This is a genomic window from Spirosoma lituiforme, assembly GCF_054776635.1.
In genome coordinates this window covers 318,649-331,743 of record NZ_BAAHBO010000001.1, presented here as the reverse complement: position 1 = coordinate 331,743, position 13,095 = coordinate 318,649, and the positions used below count along the sequence as shown (strand labels likewise).

9 protein-coding genes are annotated in these 13,095 nt (G+C 52.7%); 6 read left to right on the top strand and 3 right to left on the bottom strand.

From position 1 onward, the window contains the following. The first annotated feature begins 9 nt into the window (after positions 1-9). Positions 10-519, top strand: coding sequence for a GAF domain-containing protein (locus ACYU87_RS01400; RefSeq protein WP_461132230.1), 510 nt, complete (start codon positions 10-12; stop codon positions 517-519). A gap of 160 nt (positions 520-679) precedes the next feature. On the opposite strand, the gene ACYU87_RS01395 is transcribed toward ACYU87_RS01400, so the two are convergent. Further along, the gene (locus ACYU87_RS01395; protein ID WP_461132229.1) at positions 680-2,734 is read right to left on the bottom strand and encodes a beta-L-arabinofuranosidase domain-containing protein; all 2,055 of its coding nucleotides are present in this window, start codon (positions 2,732-2,734) and stop codon (positions 680-682) included. 174 nt (positions 2,735-2,908) lie between these two features. Further along, positions 2,909-3,373: an Lrp/AsnC family transcriptional regulator gene (locus tag ACYU87_RS01390; protein WP_461132228.1), complete on the bottom strand. Its 465-nt coding sequence runs from the start codon at positions 3,371-3,373 to the stop codon at positions 2,909-2,911. Positions 3,374-3,588: 215 nt separating this feature from the next. Between ACYU87_RS01390 and ACYU87_RS01385 the strand changes: the two genes are divergently transcribed. Beyond that, complete coding sequence (locus tag ACYU87_RS01385) at positions 3,589-4,551, top strand: NAD-dependent epimerase/dehydratase family protein (protein WP_461132227.1); 963 nt, start codon at positions 3,589-3,591, stop codon at positions 4,549-4,551. A gap of 6 nt (positions 4,552-4,557) precedes the next feature. After that, positions 4,558-5,766, top strand: a complete 1,209-nt coding sequence (gene kbl / locus ACYU87_RS01380) for a glycine C-acetyltransferase (RefSeq protein ID WP_461132226.1) — start codon at positions 4,558-4,560, stop codon at positions 5,764-5,766. 75 nt (positions 5,767-5,841) lie between these two features. On the opposite strand, the gene ACYU87_RS01375 is transcribed toward kbl, so the two are convergent. After that, complete coding sequence (locus ACYU87_RS01375; protein ID WP_461132225.1) at positions 5,842-6,852, bottom strand: LacI family DNA-binding transcriptional regulator; 1,011 nt, start codon at positions 6,850-6,852, stop codon at positions 5,842-5,844. A gap of 246 nt (positions 6,853-7,098) precedes the next feature. On the opposite strand from ACYU87_RS01375, the gene ACYU87_RS01370 reads away from it, so the two are divergent. The 3 genes from ACYU87_RS01370 (at position 7,099) to ACYU87_RS01360 (ending at position 13,061) form a co-directional block, all read left to right on the top strand. Further along, positions 7,099-8,472, top strand: a complete 1,374-nt coding sequence (locus ACYU87_RS01370; RefSeq protein ID WP_461132224.1) for a Gfo/Idh/MocA family protein — start codon at positions 7,099-7,101, stop codon at positions 8,470-8,472. Positions 8,473-8,621: 149 nt separating this feature from the next. Further along, entirely contained in the window at positions 8,622-11,600 is a 2,979-nt protein-coding gene (locus ACYU87_RS01365; protein WP_461132223.1) for a SusC/RagA family TonB-linked outer membrane protein, read from the top strand. Positions 11,601-11,612: 12 nt separating this feature from the next. Continuing rightward, positions 11,613-13,061 (top strand): RagB/SusD family nutrient uptake outer membrane protein, encoded by a 1,449-nt coding sequence (locus tag ACYU87_RS01360; RefSeq protein ID WP_461132222.1) that lies wholly within the window; start codon positions 11,613-11,615, stop codon positions 13,059-13,061. Positions 13,062-13,095 lie beyond the last annotated feature (34 nt).

The following is a 13,095-nucleotide window of genomic DNA, read 5'->3' as shown; positions in this document are numbered from 1 at the left end:
TAACCCCACATGACTCATCGACAAACCTTACCGGCAGCCATTGACGAACTTATTTCAGCGGGTCATTCCCCAAGCGATACACTGAATCGGGTTGTGGAATGCGTTGGCATGGCCCTGCAAGCCGACCGCTGCTTTCTGTACGTACGGCAACCCGAACAGGAGCGGGGCCGAACCGCTTTTTGCTGGCGAAAGCATCCGGGCATACCCGACAAAAATACAATACGCCCCGACTGGGAGCCGGATACGGACGCGTTGCCCGCCCAGGATCCACTCATCCGGGCCGGTCTGGCCATGAAACCATCCGTTTATGTTGATGACGTGGAGACTGCAGGCCCGCACGTGCTCAACCGGCAATTTGAAGAAGAAACGTTTGGCCATCGGGCACTGATTCATGCCCATATTCAGCAGGATAATCAGCTGTGGGGCATTTTACAGCCCTGTATGTTTGGGACCCCCGACATTGGACCAACGAAGAAAAGGCGCAGATCGAGGCCATTTTGCCGCGTCTGCAACCCATAATCGCGGCTTATGTAGCGCCTTAGCCTACATCAGCTACATCCCGCAGGACAATAGAAACGTAAGAACCGTCGGATAGATCTCATATAGACGACGCTGTCGTACCGATCTGTCAGTAAAAACGTGATGACGAATTAACCGGGTGTTCCGAACGAGTTGAGGCTTATTTGCGAACGACTGGAAATTGAGAAATCCGCAGGCTGGTACAGCCATAGGGAATCAATGTAACCTCCTCGATTTCCCTGGCCGTTTCCAACTGGTGTGTAATGCTGTAAGGAATCGGTCCGGTCATTTCATTGTACATTTCCCAGGACGGAATGCGATGGGCTTTTGCTTTAATCCGCAGTGGAGCGCTCTCGGGATTCCACGGGAAATTCGAAAACGGGCCTTTCTTCTCGAGTTTGTACGACTCCTCCAGCTTATTATTCGGCACCTGGATGAGGGCGTAATTCCAGGGCGTAGTCGGGCGAACTTCGTTGTACGTGGTCCCATAGTCGATGGGATCTTTCTCATTTTTTACCGGTTTTACGTTCTCCCCAATCGTTAGTGCGTAGGTAATGGGGCCGCGCTCTACCGACATCGAATTCTCATACCAGGTGTTGTTGACAACATGCATGGGCAGCGCCAGTTCCACAACATCGCCCGACTGCCAGTCGCGGCTGATGTTTACGATCTGATTCCCTGGCTCTTCTTTCCAGACTTTTCCGTTGATCTTCACCGTACCTTTTGTACACCAGGCGGGTATCCGAAGATGAAACGGAAACGCAACGGATCTGGAGCCCCGATCGATGTTGATCGTAAATTTGATCGTTTCGTCAAACGGGTAGTTTGTTTCTTCTTTGATTAAAACGCCTGTACCGTTGCCCACGGTCGTTTTTACCTCGCTGGACGAATAAACCAACGCAGCCAGCCCGTTGTCAGGCCGCCCCGGCGTACCGGTAGCATACCACAGATTCTGTACGAATTTTGGCCAGCCCTGGTGCATGTTCGATGTGCAGCAGGGATAACCGGAAAGCAAGCCAAAGCAAAGGTCTGTACCGCCGTGGTTGTCACCGAAGTTACGTGGGTAGCGGGTCGCCATTACCTGGTTAGCCTGCTGGAAATACTGACGGGTCATAAAATCGTCGGACACCTGAGCGGGCAGGGCATTAAAGGCTACTTTTTCCAGCTGATCCGCGTAGGCTACGTCGCCGGTGATTGCCAGAATACTCTCCAGCGAAAACATCATCTCGACCGCCGAGCACAACTCTGATCCCTGGGTGGGGTTATTGCCGTGCAGGGCTTCGTCGCCCCCGTACAGACCATGTGCCATACCGTTGTATTGGCGAATGTCAGCGAATCCCTTTTTCGTTGCGTCCAGGTATTTTTTGTCAGGGTGGTGCTGGTAGTAAATGATCGGTGCCTTGATACCCTGCGCCAGATTCACGCAGTGGATGCTTCCGGGCCTGGTCAGCATATCCGTGTTCAGAAAGGCATTTGTGTAATCGAACGTCTGTTTATGGATCAGATCGCCCAGCTCGAGCAGAAATTTATCCCCCGTCAGGTTGTACAGCCAGTACACAACCATCAGGTTATCGCCACCCCGGTAGCGTGCCCAGAACGTCCAGTGGTCGAGCGGCTTTTTTGGCAGCTCTTTTAACTGATACTTGAAATAATTCGTCATCAACGGAATGACCCGTTTGTCGCCCGTTGCCGAATAATATTGCTTCAGAATCTTGAGCATCACCATCTTGGGCCACCAGTCACGGCTGTTATCCCGCTGAATGCCGGGTTCCGGACTGTAATCGCTCGAGGGGCCAAAATACCCGTCCGGTTGCTGACTGTTGATGGCCCACTCGATCCAGGGTTTCGTTTTGGCGATCAATACCGAATCGTCCAGAATGTAGGCAAGTGGCAACAAACCGTCGATCCAGTAAGGACCGCGCTCCCACTGATCGCCGTCGCCACCCAACCAGCCGTTCCGGTTATTCATCACCAGCGGATATAACTTATCCAACTGCCCGGTTGCGCCGTTTTTCTGACGGATCAGCATTTCTTTCAACCACCCCTGCGGTTTAATGGCCCCTAACGGAAGTTCGCGGTACGGATTCGGGCGTAACGGTGGCCGGCTACCGGCGCGGGTGGCGGGCTGGCTTTTCGCCGGTTGCGGCTGCCCAATGGTGATCAGGGCAAAACCGACGAAAAGAAGAGAAAGCGTACCCGTTAGTTTCATACCCATGAATGGACGTCGTGCGGTTAAGTCGATGCGACAATACGTTGTAAAAAGCAGCGGATGCCTTTTCTATACCGTTCACCAAAAACCGGGAAACCGCTTCCATTCTGGTATCTCTGTCCGGCTTTAATCGTTGCGCACAGGCTTCTCGTGTGGTACAAAGAAGAAGTGCACCTCTTTTTACGGAATGTAGTAACCAAGTCTGTGTTTGATTTCTTTCAGGACAAACGTGCTGTTTAATACGCCAATGTTCTCGATCTGAGAAAGCTTGTACTTGACGAAATCGTGGTATTCGTCAAGGCTACCGACATGAATCTTAAGCAGAAAATCGACCTGACCCGCCATGTGGTAGCATTCCTGAACCTCCTCTAGTTTCTGCACCTCTTCTTCAAACTTATCAATAAACGCTTTATCGTGATAGCGCATGGATACCTGGCAAAAGGTGGTAATGGGTTGCCCCAATAAGCTCTTGTCCAGCACCGCGACATACTGCTTGATAAAGCCCAGCCCTTCCAGTCGCTTAATTCGCTCATAAACCGGCGACAGGGTCAACTTAAGCTGAGCGGCCAGTTCTTTCGTCGTCAACTTGGCATCCTTCTGCAATAACCGCAGGAGCTGTTTGTCAATATCATCTAAGGCATCCATACCGAAAATTTTTCTGCGAACCTCTTTCTGCGAAGTTCCTGTAAAGTTAATTTTCCTGTAATAATAAACGAGCGTAACAATATTCGCTGATTTAAAGCATTGATTATCATTTATTGTCTGGTAAACTAACTTTGTGCCGCAAATAAATAATGATCGGTTGCCGTCGATTCAGGAACGAGCCAACCGCATGACTGTCTATTTTTTTTCTGGTATTTATGCAGCGAGAAACCGTTTTAATTATTGGGGCCAATGGGCAGATCGGAACGGCGCTGCTCCCGCAATTACAGGCGCAATTCGGTACGAACAATGTCGTTGCGGCTGATCTTCGAAAGCCGGCATCCGACACGGGTATTTTTGAGCAACTCGACGCTACCAGACCCGATGCGCTGACGGACGTAGTGCGTAAATACCGCATAACCCAGATATACCACCTGGCAGCCATTCTATCCGCCAAGGGGGAGAGCGATCCGATCTGGGCGTGGAATCTGAACATGCAGACCCTGCTGAATGTCCTGGAAGTATCGCGGCTGCATACCGTCAAAAAATTATTTGTACCCAGCTCAATTGCCGCTTTTGGGGAGCATGCACCCAAATACGAAACCCCGCAGGCGACTTTACTCGACCCGGCCACCGTGTACGGAATCAGCAAAGTAGCCGCCGAAAACTGGTCGCTGTATTACCATAAGCGATACGGGCTCGATGTGCGTTCGCTGCGGTATCCGGGAGTAATCAGCTACCAGTCCATGCCGGGTGGGGGCACCACGGATTATGCCGTCGCGATCTTCCACGCAGCCCTCCAGGGTTCTTCGTTTGACTGTTTTCTGGCGGAAGACACCCGGCTGCCTATGATTTATATGGAGGATGCGTTGCGGGCTACGCTGGAGCTAATGGATGCGCCCGAATCGCAGATTAGTGTACGCACGTCGTATAATCTGGCGGGAATGAGCTTTACCCCCGCTGAATTAACAGCCGCCATTCAGCCCTATTTTCCGAATTTCAGAACACAGTATAAACCGGATTTTCGGCAGGGCATTGCCGAATCGTGGCCTAGATCCATCGACGATTCCGTGGCACGGCGTGACTGGGGCTGGAAACCGGCGTTCGATCTGGATAAAATGACGAAGGAAATGATTACCAACCTGGCCGCAGTGTATAAGCCACTGGCCCCAACCCGTTAACGCTTTATGTACGGAACAATCAAGGAACAACTTCAGCAGGAACTGAACAGCATTAAAGAAGCCGGGCTGTATAAGACCGAGCGCATCATTGTGTCACCCCAATCGTCTGTGATCGCTGTTCATGACGGACGGCAGGTACTGAACTTTTGTGCCAATAATTACCTGGGCTTGTCATCTCATCCGGCTGTTGTTGCGGCTGCGCATGACACATTGGATACGCACGGGTTCGGTATGTCGTCCGTGCGGTTCATCTGCGGCACGCAGGATATTCATAAGGAACTGGAACGGCGAACGGCCGAATTCGTCGGGACTGAAGACTGTATTCTCTACGCGGCTGCCTTCGATGCCAACGGGGGCATTTTCGAACCGCTGTTGGGTGAAGAGGACGCCATTATCTCGGATGAACTAAACCACGCGTCGATTATTGATGGCATTCGGTTGTGCAAGGCCAGGCGGTACCGCTACAAACACAACGACATGGCCGATCTGGAAGCGCAGTTGCAGGCGGCTTCAACGGCCCGCCGTACGCTGATTGTGACGGATGGGGTGTTCTCGATGGACGGCACGATTGCCCAACTGGATAGAATCTGCGATCTGGCCGATCAGTATGGCGCACTGGTTATGGTGGATGAGTGCCACGCCAGCGGCTTTATCGGCAAAACAGGCCGCGGAACACCCGAACATCGGAATGTCTTAGGCCGCATTGACATCATCACCGGAACGTACGGCAAAGCCCTGGGTGGCGCATCGGGGGGCTTTACGGCTGCTAGAAAGGAGATTGTCGATTTACTGCGCCAGCGATCACGGCCGTACCTGTTTTCCAATACATTAGCCCCGTCAATCGTTGGCGCTTCGTTAAAAGTGCTGGACATTCTGGAAGGCTCAACGGCGTTGCGCGATAAACTGGAAGCCAATACCCGGTACTTCCGCGATGCAATGACCGCTGCCGGATTCGATATGCTGCCCGGTGAGCATCCGATCGTCCCGATTATGCTGTACGATGCCCCCCTGGCGCAGGAATTCGCGGCCCGGCTCCTGAAGGAAGGCATTTATGTGATTGGGTTCTTTTACCCGGTCGTACCAACGGGTAAAGCCCGTATTCGGGTGCAGATTTCGGCGGGGCATACCATGGAACACCTACAGCAGGCCGTTGCTGCGTTTACCAAAATTGGCCAGGAACTCAAGGTAATTACACCGAGTGAAGCGGTGAGTTAATCCCCTGAAATGTAGTCTGAAAAGCTGATCTTTTCTCGGTTGAGAGAGATCAGCTTTTTTTATGGCCCGGTATACTCAACGAATCACCAGCTGGGGTTCCAGCATAACGCATTGAAATGTATCCGCAGGCTGCTTTTCTTTCGATTCGAGAAGGGACAGCAGAATGGTAACCGTTGTCTGGCCGATCTGATACGGATGCTGCTCCACCGACGCCAGGGGTGACTGATCCATGTAGGCTGTTAGGGGCAGATTCGCAAAACTGACGAACGAGATATCTTCATTAATGCGAAACCCCTGTTTCCGGCACGCCCGCATGGCATCCAGGGCCACATAATCATTGAAAGCTAGTACCGCATCCGGTCGATGAACGGAGGTTAGTAACTGGTTCGTTTTCTGAATGGTATCGTCCGGTGTAAGATCAACCCGTTTCACGAGAGCACTCTCGACGGGCAGTTTCTCTTCCAGTAGTGCCTTGATATACCCCCGGTACCGATCTTCGCTAGCCACCAGCGGGTAGGGGCCATTCAGCAGGGCAATGCGCCGAAATCCGCGGTTGGCCAGCCATTTTGTGGCTTCGTAAGCCCCTTTCTCCATGTCGCAACCCACCTGGTGCGTGTTGATCCCGGGCGGAATCCGGTCGAATAAAACGACGGGAACGCCCCGGTCGATTAGATCCTGAACATGCCCGAATTGCTGCGATTCCTTCGCTACCGACAGCATCACGCCATCTACCTGATTCCGATTCAGTAAAGACAGAATCTTCCGTTCCCGCTCAAATAAATCGTGCGACTGATACAGGGCAACGCTGTACTGATGACTGAAGGCCAGCTCTTCGACGCCATTGACTATTTCCGAAAAAAAGTTTTCCCGAATCTCCGGTAAAACCAGCGCAAAAACGCCTGTTTTCCCACTTCGCAGATTGCGAGCCGTCTGGCTGGGTGTATAGCGGAGTTGAGCGGCCAGTTCGTGTACCGCGTCACGCGTTTTCCGGCCAATCCGGGCACTGTCCTGGAGCGCCCGTGAAACGGTAGAGGGCGAAATCTTTAATTGCCGGGCAATTTCCTTAATAGTTACTCCTTCTTTCATCAGTTGGCTATATCACTTATACAAAATAGCCATTCCGGCTTTTAACGCAAAATTAATTTCTGTTTTAGACAAACGTTTGCGCACGGCAGGACAAACGTTTGCACAGAGCAATTCGCTATTTATTACAGGCCCTGTGCGCTACCGGCTGTTTACTATTGCCGTTCACCTCCCTAATTTCAATCATTCTTTAGACGATAACGTCAATTCAATCAGGCCTTTTCGCTTGGCAAACCCCCGCTCTTGCTCATGTCCTTACCCTCTCGTCGTTCATTTATCCGGGCCGCTGCCCTGACCAGCGCTGCCGTACCCTTTTTACCTTCCCTGTATTCCGTAGCCAAAGCAGATGGTCTGCCTTCCGCGTTGGCAAAAGTACGGCTGGCCTTCATTGGTGTTGGCCTGCGCGGACGAAACCATCTCCAGCAGGCACTTTACCGGCCTGATGTGGACATTACAGCCCTCTGCGACATTTCGGCGGATGCCATTGCCAAATCAAACGCGATGATTGAGAAGGCGGGGCGCAAAATTCCGCCAGCCTATACCAAAGGCGACGAAGCGTTTCTGGACATGCTCAAGCGCGATGACATTGATGGTGTCGTGATTGCCACCCCCTGGGAATGGCACACGCCGATGGCCGTAGCGTCAATGAAAGCGGGTAAATACACCGGCCTCGAGGTATCCGCCACGGTTACGTTGAAGGAGTCTTGGGATTTGGTCGATACGTATGAGAAAACCAAAGCGCACTGCATGATCCTGGAAAACGTCTGTTACCGGCGCGACGTCATGGCGATTCTCAACATGGTACGGCAGGGAATGTTTGGGGAGATGACCTATGCGCATTGCGGCTATGAACACGATCTGCGCAACATCAAATTCAATGACGGTACCGCTCGCGGTGTGGGGGCCGAATTTGGCGAGAAAGGGTTCTCCGAAGCGCAGTGGCGTACCCAGCATTCCGTCGATCGGAACGGCGATTTATATCCAACGCACGGTTTGGGACCGGTAGCGCACTGGCTCAATATCAATCGGGGCAATCAGTTTGTTCGCCTGACGTCGATGGCCACCAAAAGCCGGGGGCTGCACAAATACGTGGTGGACAAAGGCGGTGAGAATCACCCGAATGCAAAAGTCAGGTTCAAGTTGGGCGACGTCGTGACCACTATGATCGAGTGCGCGAATGGCGAGAACATCGTGGTCATCCACGACACGAACTCACCCCGGCCGTATTCATTAGGATTCCGGGCGCAGGGAACGCAGGGTATCTGGATGAATGATGGCAACATGATCTATCTGGAAGGGGTTAGCCCTAAACCCCACCAGGGCGAACCCTTTGGCCCGTACCAGGAAAAATACGACCACCCTTTGTGGAAGGAACACGCTCAGACCGCTCAGAATGCAGGGCACGGGGGGATTGACTTTTTCATACTACGCGGGTTCATTGAAGCCATCAAGAATCAAGTCTCTCCCCCCATCGACGTGTATGACGCAGCTGCCTGGAGCGCCATCAGCCCCTTATCGGAAGAGAGTATCGCCAAGGGCAGCAAACCCATCGACATCCCGGATTTTACGCGGGGCAAATGGAAGACCAATAAGCCCATTTTTGGCCTCAATGAGAGCTACTAAGTCAATGAGCGCACATTTTCCGACCTAGTATCCCAGCCCCATCCCGAGACCCCTGCCGATTCGTCCTGAAAACAGAGGGGAGGGGCTGGGGGTAGGATACGGCTCCAATGACACGTTTTCTCCTTCACGCATAGCAACCAATCGCCAATATGAATCATTCATTTCTACGAATAAGGACCGGTGCTCGACCATTGTTACGGTGGCTTTTGGGTCTGTTGCTGATTTCACTGACTGTGGTCACCCAGGCTCAGTCACCCCTTACGGTCAATGGGACCGTTACGGATACGGAGAATGGCCAGGGTCTGCCTGGCGTCAACGTAGTCGCCAAAGGATCATCGCGCGGAACCACGACCGACGGCAATGGACGTTATCAACTGACCGTTGCCGACGCCAGCACAGTCGTGGTTTTCAGCTCCGTGGGTTATGTATCGCAGGAGATTGCCATCGGTACTAAAACCACTATCGATGTCAGGCTGGCCAGCGATAACAAAAGTCTCAGCGAAGTGGTCGTGCTGGGGTACACCACAACAACGCAGAAAAACCTGACGGGCGCGGCCCAGGCCGTATCGGCTAAAGAACTCAAGGATGTAACGGCTAATAACGTCGGGCAGTTGTTGCAGGGCAAAGCCGCTGGTGTGTTCGTGGGCAATAGCTCCGGCGATCCACGGACACCACCCAAAATACTGATCCGGGGAATCGGTACGTTGACCGCCAGTTCAGACCCACTCTACGTTGTGGATGGCGTCATCGGCGGTATTCCGAATCCCAGTGATATCGAGTCGATTACGGTACTGAAAGATGCCGCGTCTACGGCTCTTTACGGGGCCCGGGCGTCCAACGGCGTTATTGTGGTCACCACCAAACGGGGCACATCCGGGAAAGCGCAACTAACGGCCCGGCTCAACAAGGGCGTCGGTTACCTCAGCCTGGGTAATTTCCGGCTGCTCAACGGGCAGGAACTCTACGACCTGCAAAAAAGTGTTTTTCAGCGCGACCGGCCAACGGGTGTTCTTAACGATTACCTGCCTACGCCTGACGACAACGCCAATACGAACTGGTTCGATCAGTCGTTCCGACCCGCTACCAATACGCTGGCCGAACTGAGTGCTGCCGGTGGCAGCGACAAGACCCGCTTTTACCTGAGTGGCAACTACTACCAGGAAGACGGGATCCTGAAAGGTACGGGCCTTAACCGATTCGGACTTCGGCTGAATTTTAGCCATAACCTCAGCGAAAAGTTTCGGGTAAGCCTGAATACGGCCGGTACGATCACGCGGGGCTTCGATAACAGCAATGGTTCGCTGTACGGGGCCTACACCTACCTGCCCTACGATGATCCGTATTACAACGGACAACCGTATAATCCAGTCACGGGAGCAAAACGGTGGTACGGTCGCGACAATGCCAACTTCATCTACAACCAGCAGTTCAATACATTCAACGAGAATACGCAGGCAGGCGATGTCTTGCTGAAAGCCGAGTATGACTTGTTGCCCTGGCTTTCTTTCTCAACCACCAACCGGGCCCAAACGACCATTTACGGTAGCGAAAGCAATCAGGATCTGCGCGGTAACGCAGCCGCCGATGTACTGGGTCGGCTCAGTCAATTTACCAGCCGCAACTACACGTTGCTGACGTCTGATCTGTTTCGCTTCAAACGCAGTTTCAATGGTGGACATAGTCTCGACGGACTGGTGGGCTACGAATATCAAACGTATTACTATGAATCGCTCAGCGCGACGGGCAAGGGCATCTTTTCTGGTCTGAATATTCTAGACGCTACGTCGCAGCCCGAAACCATTGGTGGTACCAAGACTGACAACGCGTTTCAATCGTACCTGTTTCAGGCCAACTACGGGTATAAGGAAAAGTATCTGGTCACAACATCGTTTCGGAGAGACGGATCGTCCAAGTTTGGCCGCGACCGGAAATACGGCAACTTTTATGCCGTCGGCCTGACCTGGATTGCCTCCAACGAAGCATTTCTGAGCAATAATTTGACCCTCAACAACCTGAAATTCCGGCTCAGCTACGGGACAACGGGTAATGCGGATGGGATCAATGATTATGCCGCCCAGGGCCTGTATAACTTAACGGGCCAGTATGCAGGCAATCCATCCGCTTATCCAACCCGTATCGAAAATCCGAACCTCTCGTGGGAGGTATCCAATAATGCCAACGTCGGTGTCGACGCTACGTTGTGGAATCGGTTGAACGTAACCGTCGATGCTTATAACCGACTGACCAATAATCTGTTGTTTAACCGGCCATTGCAGGGGACGAGTGGTTATGCATTCATTACTGAAAATATTGGTTCGGTGCGGAATCAGGGGGTTGAAATTGTTTTGTCGGCTGATATTCTGCAAAAAACGGCGGTTAAATGGCGGGCTGACCTTAACGCGGGCCTCAACCGCAACAAGGTAACGGCTCTCTACAGCGACCGGACCTTCGTGGCGAATGGCATGCGTCCGTTTGCGCTGGAAAGGCCACTGAATAGCTGGTACATGCGCCGATGGGAAGGCGTTGATCCGGCAACGGGCGACCCCCTGTGGCAGAAAGTAAACACGGATGGCACAACGACAACAACCAACAACTACAACGAAGCCACGCTACAGTTTATCGGTAGCAACGCCAACCCGAAACTATTCGGGGGTATCCGGCAGGTGCTTAGCTGGCAGGGGTTCGAACTGAACGCCTTCTTTACGTACGCCACGGGAGCAACCCTTTACAATGGCGATCGCAACCTGTTCGACAATGACGGTGCCTACGATCGCTACAACCTGTTGGCCCTGCAACCCGGCTGGAGCCGTTGGGAAAAAGCCGGTGACGTGGCCACGCATCCCAAATACGTTATCGGCGGCAACAAAAACGCCCAGCGCCCGTCGTCGCGCTTTCTCGAAAACGGCAATTACCTGCGTTTACGCAACATCACCCTGAATTACGATCTGCCCAAAACGCTGATCAGCCGGGCCAAACTTAACAACGTGCGGCTGTCGGCATCGGCGGATAACCTGTTCACAATCACCAAGTTCTCGGGCATCGACCCCGACGTGACGGAGACCGGCGAAGTCGGGACGAAGTATCCATTCAGCAAGAAGTTTGTCTTTGGCGTTCAACTCAGTTTCTAAGCAGCACCCTTTATGAAAGCTCTTTTTTCTCGGTATACCTGGCTGGGTATCGTCTTCATAACCTCCGCCTGCAGCATTGACAAAACCCCGTACAACGGCCTTCCCGAAGATGCCATTCTGCAAAATGCGCAGGGTTTACGGGCCGCTACAGATGGTAACTATACGTTCATTAAAGATTCGGACTATACTCGTAATCTGTACATCATGAACGAGTACCCCGGCGACAACCTTACGCTAAGCGGTACTACGACCGACCCGTTATTCCTGACGTATACCTACCGACATACGTCCGACCAGGGCAACGCATTACAGATTTACCGGAAAGCGTATCAGGTCATTGTCGGATGCAACAAGGTGATTTCGTCCATTAAAGAAGGGACATCGAAAGAACTGGATCAGATTCTGGGCGAGAATCGGTTTCTGCGGGCCATGGTCCACTTCGATCTGGTTCGCCTGTTTGGTCGGCCGTACACCCAGAGTCCGGACAATCTGGGGGTCATCATCAAAACGGATACCAACGCCGATGACAATGCCACGCGGGCTACGGTAAAAGAGGTGTATGCGTTTGTTCTGAGCGAACTTCAGCGGTCGGCCCAACTCATGACAACCGTTCGCACCAGTAGTTATGCCAGTCCGGCGGCTGCCAACGCGCTGTTGTCGCGGGTGTATCTGTACATGAACGATAACGCCAACGCGCTCAAATACGCCGATCTGGTCATTGCCGACAGCCGGTTTGCCCTCGCGACTCCAACGCAGGTACCTGATTTTTACACGCTGGAAAATGAGCAGAATCGGGAAGTTATTTTTGCCATCAAACACACCCTGAAAGACGACCGGGGCTTTAGTGCCATTGGCTCGATGTACTATACGTCGCCGGGCGGGATTGGCTGGGGCGAGGTGTATGCCTCGCAGGAATATCAGGATCTGGTGAATAAATACCCCAACGATAAACGCCGGTCGTTTTTAGTGAAAAAGCTGACGACCGCTGGTGTGCAGGAAAAACGGAATGGGATTGACAAGGTGTTCATTACCAAATTTTCGAACCAGGGGGGTATTCCAACACTAAGTTCGCCCATTGTGCTGCGGCTGTCGGAAATGTACCTGAACCGGGCGGAAGCCTACGCCAAAACCGGCGAAACTGCCAGGGCGATCGCTGATGTGAACCTGATCCGGCAACGGGCTGGTTTGACAGGCGCGGAACTTTATTCAATGACCGACCTGAAAGGTTTGCCAACCGTACTGGACGTAGTACTTCAGGAACGTCGGCTGGAATTGGCTTTCGAAGGCCACCGCCCCTACGATTTATTCCGCAACAACCGGAGTCTGGTGCGCAACTACCCCGGCTTTCATAATACGACGAACGGCCAGCAGACGGTGGCTCCCGATGATAAGCAAGTGGTCAATCTGATTCCTGAATCGGAAATCGTGTTGAATAAAAACCTGAAACAGAATCCATTGTAATACAGTGCCGGTGCCGGGAACGACCTGCGACGTT